Origin of the sequence: Serratia sp. CY38905 (assembly GCF_052168875.1) — a bacterium.
In the GTDB taxonomy this organism is placed as follows: Bacteria; Pseudomonadota; Gammaproteobacteria; order Enterobacterales; family Enterobacteriaceae; genus Serratia; species Serratia sarumanii.
Genome location: NZ_JBJNLV010000016.1, coordinates 1 through 20568, shown reverse-complemented (window position 1 = coordinate 20568; position 20568 = coordinate 1). Strand labels below are relative to the sequence as shown.

15 protein-coding genes, 1 tRNA gene and 2 rRNA genes are annotated in these 20568 nt (G+C 62.1%); 6 read left to right on the top strand and 12 right to left on the bottom strand.

The features are described 5' to 3' along the window. Position 1 precedes the first annotated feature (1 nt). From ACJ8MK_RS23115 to ACJ8MK_RS23100, 4 genes are read right to left on the bottom strand one after another with little or no spacing between them, the layout of a single operon-like run. Entirely contained in the window at positions 2-787 is a 786-nt protein-coding gene (locus ACJ8MK_RS23115) for an ABC transporter permease (protein ID WP_033636228.1), read from the bottom strand. A 17-nt stretch (positions 788-804) separates the two neighbouring features. Further along, the gene (locus ACJ8MK_RS23110) at positions 805-1650 is read right to left on the bottom strand and encodes an ABC transporter permease (protein WP_033649696.1); all 846 of its coding nucleotides are present in this window, start codon (positions 1648-1650) and stop codon (positions 805-807) included. Continuing rightward, positions 1647-2456, bottom strand: a complete 810-nt coding sequence (locus ACJ8MK_RS23105) for an alkaline phosphatase family protein (RefSeq protein WP_033636230.1) — start codon at positions 2454-2456, stop codon at positions 1647-1649. Before ACJ8MK_RS23105 ends, ACJ8MK_RS23110 begins: the two co-directional genes overlap by 4 nt. A gap of 11 nt (positions 2457-2467) precedes the next feature. After that, positions 2468-3529, bottom strand: coding sequence for an ABC transporter substrate-binding protein (locus tag ACJ8MK_RS23100; RefSeq protein WP_033631954.1), 1062 nt, complete (start codon positions 3527-3529; stop codon positions 2468-2470). 193 nt (positions 3530-3722) lie between these two features. Between ACJ8MK_RS23100 and ACJ8MK_RS23095 the strand changes: the two genes are divergently transcribed. Then, the gene (locus tag ACJ8MK_RS23095; protein ID WP_033636232.1) at positions 3723-4433 is read left to right on the top strand and encodes a UTRA domain-containing protein; all 711 of its coding nucleotides are present in this window, start codon (positions 3723-3725) and stop codon (positions 4431-4433) included. A 36-nt stretch (positions 4434-4469) separates the two neighbouring features. On the opposite strand, the gene metH is transcribed toward ACJ8MK_RS23095, so the two are convergent. After that, on the bottom strand, positions 4470-8165 hold the full coding sequence (gene metH, locus ACJ8MK_RS23090; protein ID WP_103830351.1) for a methionine synthase: 3696 nt from the start codon (positions 8163-8165) through the stop codon (positions 4470-4472). A 196-nt stretch (positions 8166-8361) separates the two neighbouring features. Here metH and iclR point away from each other — a divergent pair, with 196 nt between their 5' ends. From iclR to ACJ8MK_RS23065, 5 genes are all read left to right on the top strand, one after another. Further along, on the top strand, positions 8362-9192 hold the full coding sequence (gene iclR, locus ACJ8MK_RS23085) for a glyoxylate bypass operon transcriptional repressor IclR (RefSeq protein ID WP_004936648.1): 831 nt from the start codon (positions 8362-8364) through the stop codon (positions 9190-9192). Positions 9193-9445: 253 nt separating this feature from the next. After that, a complete protein-coding gene (gntK, locus tag ACJ8MK_RS23080) occupies positions 9446-9985 on the top strand; it encodes a gluconokinase (RefSeq protein ID WP_004936645.1) in 540 nt (179 codons plus the stop codon). Then, the gene (gene gntU / locus ACJ8MK_RS23075; RefSeq protein ID WP_033649721.1) at positions 9982-11319 is read left to right on the top strand and encodes a gluconate transporter; all 1338 of its coding nucleotides are present in this window, start codon (positions 9982-9984) and stop codon (positions 11317-11319) included. Before gntK ends, gntU begins: the two co-directional genes overlap by 4 nt. 98 nt (positions 11320-11417) lie before the next feature. Further along, positions 11418-13232 carry a phosphogluconate dehydratase gene (gene edd, locus ACJ8MK_RS23070; RefSeq protein WP_033649690.1) on the top strand — a complete coding sequence of 605 codons (1815 nt, stop codon included), beginning with the start codon at positions 11418-11420 and terminating at the stop codon, positions 13230-13232. 54 nt (positions 13233-13286) lie between these two features. Further along, positions 13287-13928 (top strand): bifunctional 4-hydroxy-2-oxoglutarate aldolase/2-dehydro-3-deoxy-phosphogluconate aldolase, encoded by a 642-nt coding sequence (locus ACJ8MK_RS23065; protein WP_033649689.1) that lies wholly within the window; start codon positions 13287-13289, stop codon positions 13926-13928. A gap of 1 nt (position 13929) precedes the next feature. Here ACJ8MK_RS23065 and aceK read toward each other — a convergent pair whose 3' ends face one another. The 7 genes from aceK to rrf (ACJ8MK_RS23030) all read right to left on the bottom strand — a co-directional run. Further along, positions 13930-15684: a bifunctional isocitrate dehydrogenase kinase/phosphatase gene (gene aceK / locus ACJ8MK_RS23060; protein WP_060429157.1), complete on the bottom strand. Its 1755-nt coding sequence runs from the start codon at positions 15682-15684 to the stop codon at positions 13930-13932. A gap of 69 nt (positions 15685-15753) precedes the next feature. Beyond that, a complete protein-coding gene (gene aceA / locus ACJ8MK_RS23055) occupies positions 15754-17061 on the bottom strand; it encodes an isocitrate lyase (RefSeq protein WP_004936630.1) in 1308 nt (435 codons plus the stop codon). Positions 17062-17102: 41 nt separating this feature from the next. Continuing rightward, positions 17103-18701 (bottom strand): malate synthase A, encoded by a 1599-nt coding sequence (gene aceB / locus ACJ8MK_RS23050; protein ID WP_033654729.1) that lies wholly within the window; start codon positions 18699-18701, stop codon positions 17103-17105. A gap of 374 nt (positions 18702-19075) precedes the next feature. Further along, positions 19076-20005: a homoserine O-acetyltransferase MetA gene (metA, locus tag ACJ8MK_RS23045; RefSeq protein ID WP_033654730.1), complete on the bottom strand. Its 930-nt coding sequence runs from the start codon at positions 20003-20005 to the stop codon at positions 19076-19078. 200 nt (positions 20006-20205) lie between these two features. Continuing rightward, positions 20206-20321 (bottom strand): 5S ribosomal RNA (gene rrf, locus ACJ8MK_RS23040). A 45-nt stretch (positions 20322-20366) separates the two neighbouring features. After that, positions 20367-20442 (bottom strand) — tRNA-Thr (locus ACJ8MK_RS23035). Between the two features lie 14 nt (positions 20443-20456). Beyond that, positions 20457-20568 (bottom strand): 5S ribosomal RNA (gene rrf, locus ACJ8MK_RS23030); the annotation flags it as partial.

Below are 20568 nucleotides of genomic sequence, written 5' to 3'. Positions count from 1 at the left end.
GTTAACCCTTGTTTTTATTCAGCAGGTTCGCCAGCCAGGTGACGAGCAGCACCACGGCGAAATAGGAGATGACCAGCGCGCTGGTAAAGTGCCCGCTGCCGTTGCGCATGTTGTACAGGTAGACCTGCAGCGTTTCATACTGGCTGCCCACCAGCAGGTTGGCGAACACGAACTCGCCGATCAGGAACGAGAACGACAGCAGCACGGCGATCGTTCCGCCCTTACGCAGGTTCGGCAGCACCACCCACAGCGCCGCCTGCCAGGTGCTGGCGCCGAGCAGGTGCGCGGCGTCCATCAGATCGCGCAGGTTGATCGCCTGCATGTTGTTGCTGATGGCGCGGTAGATAAACGGCAGCGCGATGGTGAAATAGCAGCCCACCAAAATCCAGGGAGTGCCGAGCAGCGGCAGCGGATCGGCGGCGAACAGCTGCATCAGCCCCACCGCCGACACCACCGGCGGCACGGCGAACGGCAGCAGAATCAGTACGTTCATCACCGCGTCCAGTTTGGGGAAGTAGTAAGCGATCACAAACATCGCCGGCAGGATCACCACCACCGACAGCAGCAGCGTGCCGAAGCAGATCAGCAGCGAGTGCCACAGCGCCTGCAAAAAGCGCGGGTCGCTCCACAGCGCCGTCAACCACTTCAGGGTAAAACCGTCCGGCAAAATGGTGGCGCCCCACTGGGTGGCCAGCGCATAAATCAGCGTCGCCGCCAGCGGCAGCAGCAGGATCAGCAGCAGCAGGCCGGTAACCGTGCGATGGTACAGGCGTTCAGCACGCGACATGAGCATTCTCCATCCGATTATGAGCGCGCATTGAGGTAGCTCCTGCGCAGCATCCATTGGTGGATCACCGTGATAAACGCCATCATCACCACCAGCAGCATCGCCAGCGCGCTGGCCAGGTTCGGATCGAGGGAGATGTCCCCCGCCACCAATGCCGAGATGCGGATCGGGATCACGTTGAAGTTGCCGGTGGTCAGCGCGTACACCGTGGCGTAGGCGCCCAGCGCGTTGGCCAGCAGGATGACGAAGGTGCCCATCAGCGCCGGCGCCAGCACCGGCAGGCCGATATGCCGCCAGTAGCGCCAGGGGCCGGCGCCGAGCAGCGCTGCCGACTCGCGCCAGTCGGCGCGCAGCGCGTCGAACGCCGGATACAGCAACAGCACCCCCAGCGGGATCTGGAAGTAGGTATACAGCACGATCAGGCCGCTCTTCGAATAGAGATTGAAACTCTCCATCAAACCGTATTTGCGCAGCAACAGCGTCAGGCAACCGTTCAGCCCCAGCAGAATGACGAAGGCGAACGCCAGCGGCACCCCGGCGAAGTTGCTGGTCATGTTGGTGAACGACATCACGAAGTCATGAAATCGGGTCTGGCCAAGCTGGCGCAGCGAGTAACTGCCCACTAACGCAATCAACAAGCCGTAGACGCTCGACCACAGCGAGATCTCCAGCGAGAACTGAAAGGCCTGCAGGTAGAACGGCGAGGTGAGGATATCGACATAGTTGCCCCATCCCCAGCCGCCGGTCTCGCTGAAAAAGCTGTGAACGGCGATCCACACCAGCGGGGCGATCTGAAACGCGCCGAACAGCACGATAAACGGCAACAGGCACAGCGCGGCGATCCATTTGGTTTTGCCGTTCATCGCGCATCCTGCGCCAGCAGCGCCCGGCAGCGCGGCTTATCGTGCGGCGCCTGCAGCAGATCGCAGATCGTACCGCACAGCTCGGTTTGCTGCGGATCGGCATCGTCCTGGCTGAAGCCCGATCCGAACACGAACAGCGGCACCTGGCGCTCTTCCGGCAACACGCCGCCGTGGCTGCGATCGTCGTTCATGCCGTGATCGGCGGTGACCAGCACCTGATAACCGGCCGCCAGCCACTCGGGCAGATAGCGCGACAGCGAGCCGTCGGCGCGCCGCGCCGCGTTGCGGTACTGCGGCGAAGAGAGGCCGAAGCGGTGCCCGGCGTCGTCGATGTTCATCGGGTGGATCAGCAGGAAATCCGGCTGATGCCGCAGGCGCAGGCTTTCGGCGTCGTCGAACAGATGGCTGTCGGGATAGCCGTCGTCGTAATAGAAATGCCCGTGCTGGATCGGCAGCTCGGGGGCGTCGGTATGGCGGTCGCGCGCGGCGTCGAATGGCGTGCGGTTATACAATTCGCTGAACCAATGATACGCGGCGGCGGCGGTGGTCAACCCGGCGGCGCGCGCGTAATGAAACACGCTTTGTTGATGAGAAAGGCGCGAGACGTGGTTGTGCACCACGCCGCTCTCCACCGGCGTGACGCCGGTGAGGATGCATTCATACAGCGGCCGGGAGAGCGAGGGCAGCTCGCTCTCCAACAGGTACAACCGTCCGCGTCCCGCCGCGCATTCGGCCTGCAGATAGCCCATGGCGTCGTGCGCCACCCGGTAGTTGAGGCCGTCCAGCAGCACGAGGATCGTTTTCATGGTGCGTTAACTCACTGCTGCATAAACATAATGACGTTTTCCTGCCACAGACGCGGCAGCGCTTTGGCGCTCTGTTCCCAGGCCGCCGGATCGGCGATCGGGTGCGCGTTCTTGTACTGCTCGGCCGGCAGCAGCTTGGCCTTGACGTCGTCCGGCAGCGTCAGATGCTCGGCGCGGATCGGGCGCGCATAGCCGCGCGCCAGGTTGATCTGGCCGGCGTCGGAGAAGATGTATTCGCGCGCCAGCTTGGCGGCGTTCGGGTGCTTGGCGTATTTGTTGATGATGGTGGTGTAGCCGGAGGTGATCGAGCCGTCCGACGGGATCAGCACTTCAAAACGGGTTTTGTCGATCTGATCGCGGTAGTTCAGGCCGTTGAAGTCCCACACCACGCCAACCTGCACTTCCCCTTTCTCCAGCGATGCGATCACCGGATTGCTCAGGCTCAGACGGCCGGCCTTGGCCAGCTTGCCGAAGAATTCCAGGCCCGGCTTGAGGTTTTTCTCGTTGCCGCCCATGGCGTAGGTGGCCGCCAGCACGCCGCTGGCCGCCTGCGACGCGGTGCCGACGTCGCCGATGGTGACCTGATAGCTGCCCTTCAGCAGATCGGCCCAGCTGTGCGGAATGTCTTTCACCTGCTGTTTGTTGATGATGAAGGCGATGGTGCCGGTGTAAGCCAGCGCCCAGTGGCCGTCTTTGTCTTTCGCCCACTCCGGTACCTGATCCCAGGTAGAGGGTTTGTACGGCTGCGTCACGCCCTTCTGCACCGCCACCGGGCCGAAGGCCGCGCCGACGTCACCAATGTCCGCCGTGGCGTTGTTCTTTTCCGCATCGAATTTGGCGATCTCCTGCGCGGAGCTCATGTCGGTATCGACATGCTTCAGGCCATATTTGCTCAACAGATCTTGCCAGGTGCCTTTCCAGTTGGCCCAGCTGTCCGGCATGCCGACGCTGTTGACTTCGCCTTCTTTCTTCGCGGCCTGCTCCAGCGCCGCCAGATCGGTATCCGCGGCCCAGCTCATCTGGCTGGATAACACGATGGCACTGGTTAACACAGAAGCGCACAAACGTTTCATAACTGATGCTCCAGGTGGTAGTGTGGGGAGGGCTGGACTAGTCCAGCAAGGACCAAACCAATCTAACGGACGAATGTGATAATTATATGTCAGCTTAAAAAAGCGACGGTTTTATCACCCATTGCAACGGCGAAAACGCGACGCTGGTCTACCTTAAGGGAGGCCAAACGCACTGAAACGGGACACCCGCTGTATGAGTGAAGCACCGACGACCGTAGCCACCATCTGCCAAACGCTGAACGCGCGCATCGCCGCAGGCGAGTTCGCCGTGGGCGGCAAGCTGCCCTCCGAACGCGCCCTGAGCGAACAGTTCGCCACCACCCGCATTACCTTGCAGGAGGCGCTCGGCCAACTGGAGGCGCAGGGGGTCATCTACCGCCAGGTGCGGCGCGGCTGGTTCATTTCGCCCCCGCGTCTGATCTACAACCCGCTGCAGCGCAGCCATTTTCACGCCATGGCGCAGCAACAGGGGCGCGCCGCCCATACCGAGGCGATCGACAGCGCGGTAGTCACGCTCGACGCGCCGCTGGCCGGCCGCCTGGCGCTGCCTCCCGGCGCGCAGGCCTATCGCATTCGCCGGCTGCGCTACATCGATGGGCGCGCGGTGCTGTACTGCGAGCACTACCTCAACCCGGCCTACTTCCCCGGCATACTGGACGAAGATCTGACCCAGTCGCTGACCGCGCTGTACGCCGCGCGCTACGGCATTCACTACGGCCGGGTGCGTTTCGACATGCTGCCCACCCTGCTGCCGCAGCAGGCCGCCGCCATGCTGAAGGTGACCTACGGCAGCCCGGCGCTGTTCATTACGCGGGTGAACCGCGATCAGCACGACCGGGTGATCGATTGCGATCTGGAGTATTGGCGTTACGATGCGCTGCACATCGACGTGGAAGCGCAGTAAATGACAAGGGCGCATCGCTGCGCCTTAAAGAGGAAATCAGTCGGCGTCGTAGCCGAGGTTAGGCGCCAGCCAGCGTTCGACCTCGCTCACGCTCATCCCTTTACGCGCCGCGTAGTCTTCCACCTGATCGCGCTGGATCTGCGCCACCGCGAAGTACTTGCTTTCAGGATGGCTGAAGTACCAGCCGGACACCGCCGCCCCCGGCCACATGGCGAAGGACTCCGTCAGCTCCATGCCGGTGTGGCGGTTGACGTCCAGCAGCTGCCAAATGGTCGCTTTCTCGGTGTGTTCCGGGCAGGCCGGGTAGCCCGGCGCCGGCCGGATGCCCTGATAGTTTTCGCGGATCAGCTCTTCGTTGCTCAGGCTCTCGTCGGCGGCATAGCCCCAGTGCAGCTTGCGCACCTGCTCATGCAGGTATTCGGCGAAGGCCTCCGCCAGGCGATCCGCCAGCGCCTTGACCATGATTTTGTTGTAATCGTCGTGCTGCGCGTCGTACGCCGCCGCCAGCGCGTCCTCCTCCAGCCCGCCGGTCACCGCGAAGGCGCCGAAGTAGTCGGCCTTGCCGCTGCTTTTCGGCGCCACAAAGTCCGCCAGGCAGTAGTTCGGGAAGTCGGTTTTTTCCGTCTGCTGGCGCAGATGGCGGCTCACCGCCAGCACCTCGTCACGCCGTTCGTCGCGGTACACCTCCACGTCATCGCCGACGCGGTTGGCCGGGAACAGACCGTAAACGCCGCGCGGGTTGAGGCTGCGCTCGGCGGCCAGCCGATCCAGCATCTGATTGGCGTCGTGGAACAGGCGCTTGGCCTCTTCCCCCACCACCTCGTCTTCCAGGATGCGCGGGTATTTGCCCGCCAGCGACCAGGTCATGAAGAACGGCGTCCAGTCGATGTAGTGGCGCAGCGTCTCGATGCCGGCCGCCACCGGGAACACGCCGAGCTGCCGCGGCACAGGCGGCTGATAATCGGCCCAGTCCAGCGCCATGGCGTTGGCGCGCGCCTTCTGCAGATCGACCGGCGGCGTGCGCGGCTTTTTGCGCGCATGCTGAATGCGCACCGTTTCATACTCTTTGCGGGTGCGCGCCACAAACTCGTCGCGCTGGGTGGCGGACAGCAGCGCCGACACCACGCCCACGGTGCGCGAGGCGTTTTGCACGTAGGTGGTCGGGCCGCTGTAGTTCTGCTCGATTTTCACCGCGGTGTGCGCCTTGGAGGTGGTGGCGCCGCCGATCAGCAGCGGCAGCGTAAAGCCCTGTCGCTCCATCTCTTTGGCCACGTTGACCATCTCGTCCAGCGATGGCGTGATCAGCCCCGACAGGCCGATGATATCGACGTTCTCCTCGCGCGCGGTGCGCAGGATTTTCTCCGTCGGCACCATCACGCCCAGATCGACGATTTCATAGTTGTTGCACTGCAGTACCACGCCGACGATGTTCTTGCCGATGTCGTGCACGTCGCCCTTCACCGTCGCCAACAGGATTTTGCCCGCGGAGGTGCCCTGCTGCTTGCTGGCCTCGATGTACGGTTCCAGATAGGCCACCGCCTGCTTCATCACGCGGGCGGATTTCACCACCTGCGGCAGGAACATCTTGCCCTCGCCGAACAGATCGCCGACCACGTTCATCCCCGCCATCAGCGGCCCTTCGATCACTTCGATCGGGCGTTCGGCCTGCTGCCGCGCTTCTTCGGTGTCCAGCTCGATAAATTCGGTGATGCCCTTCACCAGCGAATACTCCAGCCGTTTCTCCACCGGCCAGCCGCGCCACTCCGCCTGCTGCACCGCCACGTCATTATCTTTGCTGCCACGGTATTTTTCGGCCAGCTCCAGCAGGCGTTCGGTGCCGTCCTCGCGACGGTTGAGGATCACGTCCTCCACCGCGTCGCGCAGCTCGGCGCTTAAATCGTCATAAATCGCCAATTGCCCGGCGTTGACGATGCCCATGTCCATGCCGTTGCGAATGGCGTGATACAGGAACACCGCATGGATCGCTTCACGCACCGGATCGTTGCCGCGGAACGAGAACGACACGTTGGACACGCCGCCGGAGATCATCGCGTGCGGCAGGTGGGTTTTGATGTCGGCGCAGGCTTCGATAAAGTCGACGGCGTAGTTGTTGTGCTCTTCGATACCGGTAGCGACGGCGAAAATGTTCGGGTCGAAAATGATGTCTTCCGGCGGGAAGCCGACGCGCTCGGTCAGAATGTTATAGGCGCGGCGGCAGATCTCGAACTTACGCTCGCGGGTGTCAGCCTGCCCCACTTCGTCGAACGCCATCACCACCACCGCGGCGCCATAGCGGCGCACCAGTTTGGCGTGATGGATAAAGGCCTCTTCGCCCTCCTTCATCGAGATCGAGTTGACGATGCCCTTGCCCTGGATGCATTTCAGGCCTTTTTCGATTACCGACCACTTGGAGGAGTCGATCATGATCGGCACCCGGGCGATATCCGGCTCGCCGGCGATCAGGTTAAGGAAGCGCACCATCGCCGCTTCGGCGTCGAGCATCCCCTCGTCCATGTTGATGTCGATGATCTGCGCGCCGCTCTCGACCTGCTGGCGCGCCACGTCGAGCGCCTCATTGTATTTCTCTTCTTTGATCAGCCGTTTGAATCGCGCCGAACCGGTGACGTTGGTGCGCTCGCCGACGTTGACGAACAGGGTGTTAGCATCGATGGTCAGCGGCTCCAGGCCCGCCAGGCGGCAGGCGACCGGGATCTCCGGCAGCCGGCGCGGCGGCACGCCCTCGACCGCGTTGGCCATCGCGGCGATATGTTCCGGCGTGGTGCCGCAGCAGCCGCCGATGATATTGAGGAAGCCGGCCTGCGCCCACTCCCCGACCTGGCGCGCCATCTCGGCCGCATCCAGATCGTACTCGCCGAAGGCGTTCGGCAAACCGGCGTTCGGGTGCGCGGTGACGTAGGTCTCCGAGATGCGCGCCAGCTCGGCGACGTACTGACGCAGTTCGTCCGGGCCCAGGGCGCAGTTCAGGCCGAAGGTCAGCGGCTTGACGTGGCGCAGCGAATTGTAAAACGCCTCGGTGGTCTGGCCGGACAAAGTGCGGCCGGAAGCGTCGGTGATGGTGCCGGAAATCATGATCGGCAGTTCCACCCCCAGCGCTTCGAATTCGGTTTCCACCGCAAAGGCGGCGGCCTTAGCATTCAGGGTGTCGAAGATGGTTTCGATCATGATCAGATCGACGCCGCCCTCCACCAGCGCACGGGTCGATTCACGGTAAGCCGTCACCAGCTCGTCGAACGAGATGTTGCGGAACGCCGGATCGTTGACGTTCGGCGAGATGGACGCGGTGCGGTTGGTCGGCCCCAACACCCCGGCGACGTAGCGCGGTTTTTCCGGCGTGCGCGCCGTCCATTCGTCGGCGCAGGTGCGCGCCAGGCAGGCGGCCTGATAGTTAATCTCGGCGGACAGCGACTCCATGTGGTAGTCGGCCATGGCGATGGAGGTGGCGTTGAAGGTATTGGTTTCAAGGATATCGGCGCCCGCCTCGAGATAGGCGTAATGAATGGCGGCGATCACTTCCGGCTTGGTCAGCACCAGCAGATCGTTATTGCCTTTCAGATCGCTGCGCCAGTCGGCGAAACGCTCACCGCGGAAATCGCGCTCATCCAGACGATAGCTCTGGATCATGGTGCCCATGCCGCCGTCCAACACCAAAATGCGCTGCGCTAACTGGCGGCGCAGTTGTTCTACTCGATTCGTCACTGTAACCCCTTCCATTGCCATCCAGCCCATTGCTCAACTGCCGCAAAAACCAACGAGTCATCCTAGCACAGCTTGTAGGGACAAAGGGCCAGACGACAATTGAGAGTTTTTCAGGTTGTGCGCCAACACCTCCGATGAGCTGACGGCGACTTGCAATTCATCGACAAAAAACGAAAATGAATTCCATCATACGGAAAAAGGAATCTCACCCATGGCCACCCCTGCTCCCGCCAAACGCGGCAAGAAGCCCCGCGCAGCAGCCCCGGCCGCCAGTGCGGCGACCGGCCAGGTACAATCGTTGACCCGTGGCCTGAAGCTGTTGGAGTACATTTCGGAAGCCCAGGGCAACGTGGCGCTGACCGATCTGGCCCAGCAGGCCGGCCTGCCGAACTCCACCACTCACCGCCTGCTCACCACCATGCAGCAGCAGGGATTCGTGCGCCAGGTCGGCGATCTCGGCCTGTGGACCATCGGCTCGCACGCCTTTGTGGTCGGCAGCAGCTTCCTGCAAAGCCGCAACCTGCTGGCGATGGTGCACCCGACGCTGCGCCGCCTGATGGAAGAGTCCGGCGAAACCGTCAACCTGGCGGTGCTGGATACCAGCGAGTACCAGGCGATCATCATCGATCAGGTGCAGTGTACGGCGCTGATGCGCATGTCGGCGCCGATCGGCGGCAAACTGCCGATGCACGCCTCCGGTGCCGGCAAGGCGTTCCTCGCCACCCTGCCGGACGATCAGGTGACCAAACTGCTGCACAAGAAAGGCATGCACACCTACACGCCGCACACCCTGACGCCGCACAACCTGAAAGAGGGGCTGGCGCAGATCCGCAAACAGGGCTTCTCCTTTGACGACGAAGAGCACGCGCTCGGCCTGCGCTGCGTGGCGGCCTGCATCTTCGACGAGCACCGCGAAGCCTTCGCCGCCATCTCCATCTCCGGCCCGGTGTCGCGCATCACCGACGATCGCGTGATCGAGCTGGGGGCGCTGGTGATCCACGCGGCCAAAGAGATCAGCCTGGCCTACGGCGGCGTGCGCTGATCCCACCCCTCCGAGGGGCGCCCCTGTGCGCCCTCTCTCCTGATTCCTTGCTCTGTTGTCAGCATGTAACAGGCTATCGGCATCCTGTGTAGCGCACGGGAAAAAAGCTTGAAGCCGATCACAGTTAACGATCCTCACGGCGAAAGCCCATTGCAACCGCTCAAACTTCCTTCGACAATGTTACCGATAACATGTTACCGGTAACAATCAAGCTGAACGAAGGTAACGTCACCCGGTGTTTTGGAGCCAAGCCATGACCAACAATCAAAATCGCATTTACGTCGTTATGGGCGTTTCCGGCAGCGGCAAGTCCGCCGTCGCTGCCGCCGCGGCCCGCCAACTCTCCGCCGGCTTCCTCGACGGCGACTTCCTGCATCCGCGCAGCAACATCCTGAAGATGGCCGCCGGCGAAGCGTTGAACGACGACGATCGCGCCCCGTGGCTGGCCGCGCTCAACGACGCCGCCTTCGCCATGCAGCGCACCAACAACGTGTCGATCATCGTCTGCTCGGCGCTGAAAAAGCAGTATCGCGACCGCCTGCGCGCCGGCAACGGCAACCTGTCGTTCATCTATCTGCACGGCGAGTTCCCGGTGATCGAATCCCGCCTGGCGGCGCGTAACGGTCACTTCTTCAAACCGCAGATGCTGGTCACCCAGTTCGCCGCGCTGGAGCAGCCCGGCGCCGACGAGAACGACGTGATGGCGATCGACATCAACCAGCCGCTGGACGCGGTGATCGCCGATACCGTGCGCCATATCCAGAGCTTCCTGCCGCAGGACGTGTGCGCGTGAGTACCGTAACGCTGGTCGGTACCGCAGTCGGCTCGGTTTTACTGCTGTTATTCCTGGTGATGAAGGCGCGCATGCACGCCTTCGTCGCACTGATGCTGGTGTCCATCGCCGCCGGCATCTTCTCCGGCATGCCGCTGGACCATATCGCCGACACCATGCAAAAAGGCATGGGCGACACGCTGGGCTTCCTGGCGATCGTGGTGGCGCTCGGGGCGATGTTCGGCAAGATCCTGCATGAGGTCGGCGCGCTCGATCAAATTGCGGCGCAATTGCTGAAACGATTCGGACAAAGCAAGGCGCACTACGCGCTCGGCATCGCCGGCCTGATCTGCGCGCTGCCGCTGTTCTTCGACGTGGCGGTGGTGCTGCTGATCGGCATCGTGTTCGCCGTGGCGCGCCGCACCGACGGCAATATCGTCAAGCTGGCCATTCCGCTGTTCGCCGGTGTGGCCGCCGCCGCCTCCTTCCTGCTGCCGGGGCCGGTGCCGATGCTGCTGGCTTCGCAGATGAAGGCCGACTTCGGCTGGATGATCGCCATCGGCCTGGTGGCGGCGGTGATCGGCATGCTGATCGCCGGCCCGCTGTACGGCAGCTTTATCAGCCGCTTCGTCAACTGGCCGATGCCACCGGAAGAGAACGAGCCGACGTTGACCAAGGGCAATCTGCCGTCGTTCGGCTTCAGCCTGGCGCTGGTGCTGTGCCCGCTGGTGCTGGTCGGCATGAAGACCATCGGCGCGCGGCTGGTCACCCCCGGCTCGCAACTGCAGCAGTGGCTGGAGTTTATCGGCCACCCGTTCACCGCCATTCTGCTGGCCTGCCTGATCGTGATTTACGGCCTGGCGAAGCCGCGCGGCATGAGCAACGAACAGACGCTGGCCATCTGCTCCGCCGCGGTGCAACCGGCCGGGATCATCCTGCTAATGACCGGCGCCGGCGGGGTGTTCAAACAGATCCTGGTGGATTCCGGCGTAGGGCCGGCGCTGGGTGACGCGATGATCGGCGCCGGCCTGCCGATCGCCGTGGCCGCCTTCGCGCTCTCCGCCATGGTGCGGGTGATTCAGGGCTCGGCCACCGTCGCCTGTCTGACCACCGTCGGCCTGGTGCTGCCGGTCACCAGCCAGCTCGGGCTGAACGGCGGGCAGCTGGCCGCGCTGGCTATCTGCATCGCCGGCGGCTCCATCGTGCTGAGCCACGTCAACGACGCCGGTTTTTGGCTGTTCGGCAAATTCACCGGCGCCAACGAACTGCAAACGCTGAAAACCTGGACGGTGATGGAAACGATTCTGGGCAGCGTCGGCGGCGCTATCGGCATGATTGCATTCACGATGTTTTAAATCCTAAATCGCCCCCGGCCTTGCACACCAGGGCTGCAAATCATCCCCGGGGGCACCGCCACAGTCGGCGACTATAACAACAGCAATGTGAGGAAGGCATGATTAACCCAACCTTGTCCCGTGTCACGCAGCGCATCATCCACCGTTCCCAGGCCAGCCGCGCCGCCTATCTGGCGCGCATCGAGGCGGCCCGTTCCCAAACCGTCCACCGCGCGCAGCTGGCCTGCGGCAACCTGGCCCACGGCTTCGCCGCCTGTCAGCCCGATGACAAGACGGCGCTGAAAAACATGGTGCGCAGCGATATCGCCATCATCACCGCCTACAACGACATGCTGTCGGCCCACCAGCCGTACGAACACTACCCGCAGCGGCTGAAGCAGGCGCTGAAGGCGGTGGGCGCCGTGGGCCAGGTGGCCGGCGGCGTGCCGGCGATGTGCGACGGCGTGACGCAGGGGCAGGACGGCATGGAACTGTCGCTGATGAGCCGTGACGTGATCGCCATGTCGGCCGCCGTCGGCCTGTCGCACAATATGTTCGACGGCGCGCTGTTCCTCGGCATCTGCGACAAGATCGTGCCGGGGCTGGTGATGGCCGCCCTCTCCTTCGGCCACCTGCCCGCGCTGTTCGTGCCGGCCGGCCCGATGAGCAGCGGCCTGCCGAACAAGGAAAAGGTGCGCGTGCGCCAGCTGTACGCCGAGGGCAAGGCCGATCGTCTGGCGCTGCTGGAAGCCGAGGCCGCCTCCTATCACGGCATCGGCACCTGCACCTTCTACGGCACCGCCAACACCAACCAGATGGTGATGGAAGTGATGGGCCTGCACCTGCCGGGCGCCTCTTTCGTGCATCCGGATACGCCGCTGCGCGACGCGCTGAACGACGCCGCTGCGCGCCAGGTGACGCGACTGACCGACACCGCCGGCAACTACCTGCCGATCGGCCGCCTGGTGGACGAGAAAGTGGTGGTGAACGGCATCGTCTCGCTGCTGGCCACCGGCGGCTCCACCAACCTGACCATGCATCTGGTGGCGATGGCGCGCGCAGCGGGCATCATCATCACCTGGGACGATTTCTCGGAGCTGTCGGAGGCGGTGCCGCTGCTGTGTCGCATCTACCCGAACGGCCCGGCCGACATCAACCAGTTCCAGGCCGCCGGCGGCGTGCCGCTGGTGGTGCGTGAGCTGTTGCAACACGGGCTGTTGCACGAAGACGTGCACACCGTGGCCGGTTTCGGCCTGCACCGTTACACCCAGGAACCCTGGCTGGATAATGGCCAGCTGGTGTGGCGTGAAGGCGTAACCGGTTCGCTCGACGCCAGCGTAATCGCCAGCGTCGCTCAGCCGTTTGAGCATCACGGCGGCACCAAAGTGATGGCCGGCAATCTGGGGCGCGCGGTGATGAAAACCTCGGCGGTGCCCGCCGACAATCAGATCATTGAAGCCCCGGCGGTGGTGTTCGACAGCCAGCACGACATCGTGCCGGCGTTTGAAGCCGGCAAGCTGGATCGCGATTGCGTGGTGGTAGTGCGCTTCCAGGGGCCGCAGGCCAACGGCATGCCGGAGCTGCACAAACTGATGCCGCCGCTGGGCGTGCTGATGGATCGCGGCTTCAAAGTGGCGCTGGTGACCGACGGCCGCCTGTCAGGCGCCTCCGGCAAGGTGCCTTCCGCCATCCACGTCACCCCGGAAGCCTATACCGGCGGCCTGCTGGCGAAAGTGCGCGACGGCGATCCGATCCGCGTCAACGGCCGCAGCGGCGAGCTGCAGGTACTGGTCGACGCCGACGAACTGGCCCAGCGCACGCCGTGCCAACCCGATCTGAGCGCAGAACACATCGGCTGCGGCCGCGAGCTGTTCGGCGCGCTGCGCAGCCAGCTGTCCGGCGCCGAGCAGGGCGCCTGCTGCATCACATTTTAATCGATAGCCTGGCCGCATCGCCGCCTGGCGGTGGCCACAAAGGAGAACGTCATCATGAACAAGTGGAAAACAAGCGCCGAGCAGATCCTGACGGCGGGGCCGGTGGTGCCGGTGATCGTGATCAACAAGCTGGAACATGCGGTGCCGTTGGCGAAAGCGCTGGTCGCCGGCGGCGTGCGGGTGCTGGAAGTGACGCTGCGCACCGCCTGCGCCATGGACGCCATTCGCGCCATCGCCCAAGAAGTGCCGGAAGCGATCATCGGCGCCGGTACCGTGATCAATCCGCAGCAGCTGCGTGAAGTGACCGAGGCCGGCGCGCAGTTCGCCATCAGCCCGGGGCTGACCGACGAGCTGCTCAAGGCGGCCACCGCCGGGTCCATTCCGCTTATTCCGGGCATCAGCACCGTTTCCGAACTGATGCTGGGCATGGATTACGGCCTGCGCGAGTTTAAATTCTTCCCGGCGGAAGCCAACGGCGGCGTAAAAGCGCTGCAGGCGATCGGCGGCCCGTTCCCGCAGGTGCGCTTCTGCCCGACCGGCGGCATCTCGCCGGACAACTACCGCAGCTATCTGGCGCTGAAAAGCGTGCTGTGCATCGGCGGCTCCTGGCTGGTGCCGGCGGACGCGCTGGAAAGCGGCGACTACGCGCGCATCACCGAACTGGCGCGCGCCGCCGTCGCGGGCGCCCAGGCCTGATTTACATCGCAGCGGTGGCGGCCGGCAGCGCCGCCCCACTGCGCTGGCTGAACCGCTGCTTCTTGCGGTAAGCGAACACGTCTTCCACGTGCCCCTCGCGGATGCGCTGCTGTAACCCACGCCAATACTCCGCGGTAAACAGATCGCTGTGCAATTCTTCAAACACCTGCCGAATGCGCCGATCGCCGCACAGGAAGTGGCGGAACTCCTCCGGAAACACGTCGTTGGGCGCGATGCTGTACCACGGCTCGCTGGCCAGCTCGTCCTCCGGATAGCGCGGCGGCGGAATGTCGCGGAAGTTGACCTCGGTCATGTAGCAAATTTCGTCGTAGTCGTAGAACACCACCCGCCCGTGGCGCGTCACGCCAAAGTTCTTGAACAGCATGTCGCCGGGGAAGATATTGGCGGCGGCCAGCTGCTTGATGGCATTGCCGTACTCTTCGATCGCATCGCGCATCTGCTGGTCGTTGGCCTGCTCCAGATACAGGTTCAGCGGCGTCATGCGCCGTTCCATATACAGATGCTTGATCACGATGCGATCGCCGAGATTTTCCAGCTTGCCCGGCACTTCGCGCTGCAGCTCCGCCAACAGCGCCGGGCTGAGGCGCGCCTTGTCGACGACGAAATTCTCGTACTCCTGGGTATCCGCCATGCGCCCGACGCGGTCATGCTCTTTCACCAGCTGATAGCAGGCCATCACCTGTGCCTGTGTCACCTCTTTTTGCGGGGCGAATTCGTCTTTGATCACTTTAAACACCCGATCGAAGGATGGCAGGGTGAACACCAGCATCACCATGCCCTTCACCCCCGGCGCGATAATGAACTGCTCCTGCGACTGCGCCATAAAGGTCAGGTATTCGCGATAGCATTCGGTTTTGCCGTGCTTCTGGCAGCCGATCGCCATGTACAGCTCGGCGGTGGTTTTACCCGGCAGGATCTCGCGCAGCCACTCCACCATCGCCGCCGGCAGCGGCGCATAGACCATAAAATAAGATCGGGCGAAGCCGAAGACGATGCTGGCCTCGGCCTTACCGGTCAGGCAGGCGTCGATAAACAGCGCGCCCGACTCGCTGTGGTGGATAGGCAGCAAGAACGGATAAACGCCGTCGGCCAGACGCAGCTTGCCGACCAGCCAGGCGGCCTTGTTGCGATAGAACAGTTCGTTGGCGATCTGGAAGGTTGCCCCCGCCAACTGCTGTGCGCTGAAGGCGCGTTGCAGCGCCTGAGTGATGTAGTGAATATCGCGCGTCAAATCCTCCCACGGCAGCCGCAGCGGCAGATCGCTCAGCACGCTGCGCAGCATCGCCGGCAGATCGCCATTGGGGGTGAAATCGCGCGCCAGCGGACGCGGAATGTCGCGAAAGCGCCGCTCCGGCTGCGAACTGAACACGAACAGCTTATCCGGCGTCAGATCGCGGTGCTTGAACAGCCGGCAGTAGACCGAGTTAAAGAAGCTTTCGGCGATCTCGAAGCGCGGGTAGTCCGGCAGCAGGTCGATATAGACCGCTTTGACCCGGCTGGGGAAGTCAGCGTCGAAGTATTTCTGCCCGGTGATGCATTTGAGCTGCTCCACCACCAGGCCGACGTGATGGTCATACAGATGGATGCGCTTTTTCATCGCCCGCTGCACCGCCGGCCAGTCCGCCTGCTCGAAGCGCTGCTGCGCGCCGGCGGTCACTTCCAGAAAGCGGCCGTACTGCGCATCGAAGCCCTGCAGGATCGTCTGTGCGATCAACAACTCCAGTTTTGCCGCCATCCTTACCCCCGCCAGAAAAAGAAGCCTGCGCATGCAGGCTCCGGATGAAACGTCTTCAAGCTTGCCGCATCAGAACTGCTGTTCTTCCGTCGAACCGGTCAGCGCGGTGACCGAAGAGGCGCCGCCCTGAATGATGGTGGTGACCTTGTCGAAGTAGCCGGTGCCCACCTCTTGCTGGTGCGACGCGAAGGTGTAACCGCGATCCACCGCGGCGAACTCCGCCTGCTGCACCTTCTCGACGTAGTGTTTCATGCCCTCGCCCTGCGCATAGGCGTGCGCCAGATCGAACATGTTGAACCACATGCTGTGGATGCCCGCCAGCGTAATGAACTGATACTTGTAGCCCATGTCCGACAGCGCCTGCTGGAAGCGGGCGATGGTCTGGTCGTCGAGATTCTTTTTCCAGTTGAACGACGGCGAGCAGTTGTAGGCCAGCAGCTTGCCCGGGTATTTGGCGTGGATGGCGTCGGCGAAGCGCTGAGCGGCATCCAGATCCGGCGTTGAGGTTTCGCACCACACCATGTCCGCGTAAGGGGCATAAGCCAGGCCGCGGCTGATCGCCTGCTCGACGCCCGCATGGGTGCGGAAGAAGCCTTCCGCCGTGCGCTCGCCGGTGACGAAGGCGCTGTCATACGGATCGCAATCGGAGGTCAGCAGGTCGGCCGCATCGGCGTCGGTGCGGGCGATCACCAGCGTCGGCACGCCGAGCACGTCGGCCGCCAGGCGCGCGGCGACCAGCTTCTGAATCGCTTCCTGCGTCGGCACCAGCACTTTGCCGCCCATATGGCCGCATTTCTTCACCGCCGCCAGCTGATCTTCAAAGTGCACCCCGGCGGCACCGGCGGTGATCATCGCTTTCATCAGCTCGAAGGCGTTCAGCACGCCGCCGAAGCCGGCTTCCGCATCGGCGACGATCGGCAGGAAATAATCGGTGTAGCCTTTGCTGCCCGGCTCAATCTGGTTCGCCCATTGGATCTGATCGGCGCGACGGAAGGTATTGTTGATGCGCTCGACCACCTTCGGCACCGAGTCCACCGGATACAGCGACTGGTCAGGGTACATGGCCGCTGCGCTGTTGGCGTCCGCCGCCACCTGCCAACCGGACAGGTAGATAGCCTCGACGCCGGCCTTGGCCTGCTGCAGCGCCTGGCCGCCGGTCAGCGCGCCCAGGCAGTTCACGTAGCCTTTGCGCGCCTTGCCGTTCAGCAACGCCCACAGTTTGGCGGCACCGTTTTGCGCCAGAGTGCATTCCGGGTTGACCGAACCGCGCAGGTTGATCACGTCTTCGGCGCTGTAAGGGCGGGTGATGCCTTCCCAACGGGCCGATTTCCATTCCTGTTCCAGCTGCTGGATCTGTTGAGAGCGAGAGGTAGACATAATTTTTATCCTTTCAGTCATGTAGGGTTGATTGGGAAAATTCAGGCCAGCAGCTCATAGCCGGGCAGCGTCAGGAAATCGATTAACTCATCTTGCGTGGTGATGCGCTCCATCAGGCGCGCCGCCTCTTCGTACCGGCCGGCGTTAAAGCGCGCTTCCCCCACTTCTTCACGCACCACCAACATCTCTTCTTGCAGCATCTGGCGGAACAGCGCCTTGGTGACCGGGCGCCCGTCGCTCAGGCTCTTCTCGTGGTGGATCCACTGCCAGATAGACGTACGGGAGATTTCCGCCGTGGCCGCATCTTCCATCAAACCGTAAATCGGCACGCAGCCGTTGCCGGAGATCCAGGCTTCGATGTACTGCACCGCCACGCGGATATTGGCGCGCATCCCCGCTTCGGTACGCTCGCCGTCGCACGGTTCCAGCAGCTGTGCGGCGCTGATCGGCGCGTCTTGCTCACGCAGCACCTCCAGCTGGTTTTGGCGATCGCCCAGCGCTTTGCCGAACACTTCCATCACCGTGTCCGCCAGCCCCGGGTGCGCCACCCAGGTGCCGTCGTGGCCGTTGCTGGCCTCCAGCTCTTTGTCCGCCCGTACCTTGTTCAGCACCCAGGCGTTTTTCTCGGCGTCTTTGCTCGGGATAAACGCTGCCATGCCGCCCATCGCGAACGCGCCGCGCTTATGACAGGTTTTGATCAGCAGGCGCGAATAGGCGCTGAGGAAAGGTTTCTCCATGGTCACCGACTGACGATCCGGCAGCACGCGATCGCCGTGATTCTTCAGCGTTTTGATGTAGCTGAAGATGTAATCCCAGCGGCCGCAGTTCAGACCCACGATGTGATCGCGCAGGTGGTAGAGGATTTCGTCCATCTGGAACACCGCCGGCAGGGTTTCGATCAGCACGGTCGCTTTGATGGTGCCGCGCGGCAGATCGAAACGATCCTCGGTAAAGCTGAAGACATCGCTCCACCAGGCCGCTTCTTCCCAAGACTGGGTTTTCGGCAGGTAGAAATACGGGCCGCTGCCCTTGGCCAACAGTTGGCGATAGTTGTGGTAGAAGTACAGCGCGAAATCGAACAGGCCGCCGGGAATGGCTTCATCACGCCACAGTACGTGCTTCTCCGGCAGATGCAGGCCGCGCACGCGAGCGATCAATACCGCCGGGTTCGGTTTCAGCTGGTAGATTTTGCCGGCTTCATTGGTGTAGGAAATGGTGCCGTTAACCGCATCGTGCAGGTTGATTTGGCCGTCGATGACTTTGTCCCAGCTTGGCGCCAGCGAGTCTTCGAAGTCCGCCATAAACACTTTTACGTTGGCGTTAAGCGCATTGATCACCATCTTGCGCTCGACCGGCCCGGTGATCTCGACCCGGCGGTCACGCAGATCTTGCGGAATGCCGCGGATCTGCCAGTCACCTTCACGAATGGAAGTGGTTTCCGAAATAAACCCCGGCAGTTCGCCGCGATCGATATTTTGCTGCCAGCGGACACGCGCCGCCAGCAGCTCGTTGCGCCGCGGCGTGAATTTCCCCACCAGTTCCGCCAGGAATTCAACCGCTTCATCGGTCAACACCTGGCGTTCCGCTGCGGCGAAACCCTGCGTAAACCTTAACTCCGTGCCTGCTATCTGTTGCGTCATGACCTTGCTCCTTCCCATCGTTGCGCCCGCGCGACCGGCGCATTTTCATCAGAAATCACTGTGGATCAGGGCGGATGAAACGATCCTAAACTGGTCAGATCTCATCCCGATAGCTCTAAGAATACTCAACAAAAAATAAAAATCAAAAACCATTTCCATTTTATTATTAAATATTTTATTAACACTTTATTATCAATTGGTTAGATAAAATAACAATAATGACAGGTAAGGAAATCGCTTCCAGTAATTTGATGAGGACGCGATAACGCCTTGTTGAACAAAGAATTTATTGGATAAGTGTCGGATAAAAAGAGGATCTTGCAGAGGATCAACGGAGCGGCGGCCTCGATTCAGCCGCCAGCAGGCAGAAAAGATCAGTCGAGCGTCGGGTTCATATGACGCAGATCGTACGGCGTGATCTGGTAGACGTAATAGTTGAGCCAGTTGGAAAACAGCAGATGGCCATGGCTGCGCCAGGTGGCTTTCGGTGTCAGTGCGGGGTTGTCATCGGGGAAGTAGTTGAGCGGAACGGCGGGATCGAGGCCAGCTTCGTGGTCGCGACAATACTCCCCCGCCAGGGTCAGCGCATCATACTCCGGATGGCCGGTGACGAACGCCAGGCGCTTATCCCTGCTGGCGAACAGGTAGGCGCCCGCCTGTTCGGATTCGGCCAGAATATCCAGGTCGGTATATTGGCGAATCACCTCGGTCGGGAAATCGGCATAGCGTGAATGCGGCGCCAGGAAACTTTCGTCGAAGCCGCGCGTCAGCAACGCATGCTGCTGTAGCGTTTGGTGCGGGTAAACGCCGGAGAGCTTCACTTCGCGCGTCATCTTGGGAATGCCATACAGAATATTCAACGCCGCCTGTACCGCCCAGCACACGAACAGCGTGGAGGTAACGTGGTGCTTGGCCCAGTCGATCACCCGTTCGATCTGTGGCCAATAGGCAACATCGCAGAAATCGACCAGCCCCAGCGGCGCGCCGGTGACGATCAGACCATCGAAGTTCTCGTTCTGGATATCCTCGAAGTCGCAGTAGAAGTTATTCAGATGCTCGGCCGGCGTGTTCTTCGATTCGCGGCTGTCGATACGCAGCAGCTGGATATCAATCTGCAGCGGCGAGTTGGACAACAGGCGCAGAAACTGGTTTTCCGTTTCGATCTTCTTTGGCATCAGGTTGAGGATCAGCACTTTCAGTGGCCTGATTTCCTGTGTTTTTGCCCGCGAGGATGTCATCACGAAGACATTCTCACCGCGCAAGAAATTGACCGCAGGTAACTCATCAGGAACACGAATCGGCATTGCTTAACCCTCACACATCCATTTATACGTTTAGACTTCTAGATGCCCGAAGATAGCTTTTTTTTCCGTCGCTGTCGAGCATTCAGCGGAAAGGTGAAAATGTTTCATTGCGCGATCTGCGCCAAGATATGAGTAGAGAGAGTAAAAGGACTGAAAAGCAAAAAGGCCATCCTTTCGGATGGCCTTTTTGCTTATTTGATGCTTGGCAGTGTCCTACTCTCGCATGGGGAGACCCCACACTACCATCGGCGCTACGGCGTTTCACTTCTGAGTTCGGCATGGGGTCAGGTGGGACCACCGCGCTATTGCCGCCAAGCAAATTCTTTTTTCTGCCGAACTTCTATACCCACTTTAAATAAAGTGGTGCTGATACCCAGAGTCGAACTGGGGACCTCACCCTTACCAAGGGTGCGCTCTACCAACTGAGCCATATCAGCACGCTTAATTTGATGCCTGGCAGTGTCCTACTCTCGCATGGGGAGACCCCACACTACCATCGGCGCTACGGCGTTTCACTTCTGAGTTCGGCATGGGGTCAGGTGGGACCACCGCGCTATTGCCGC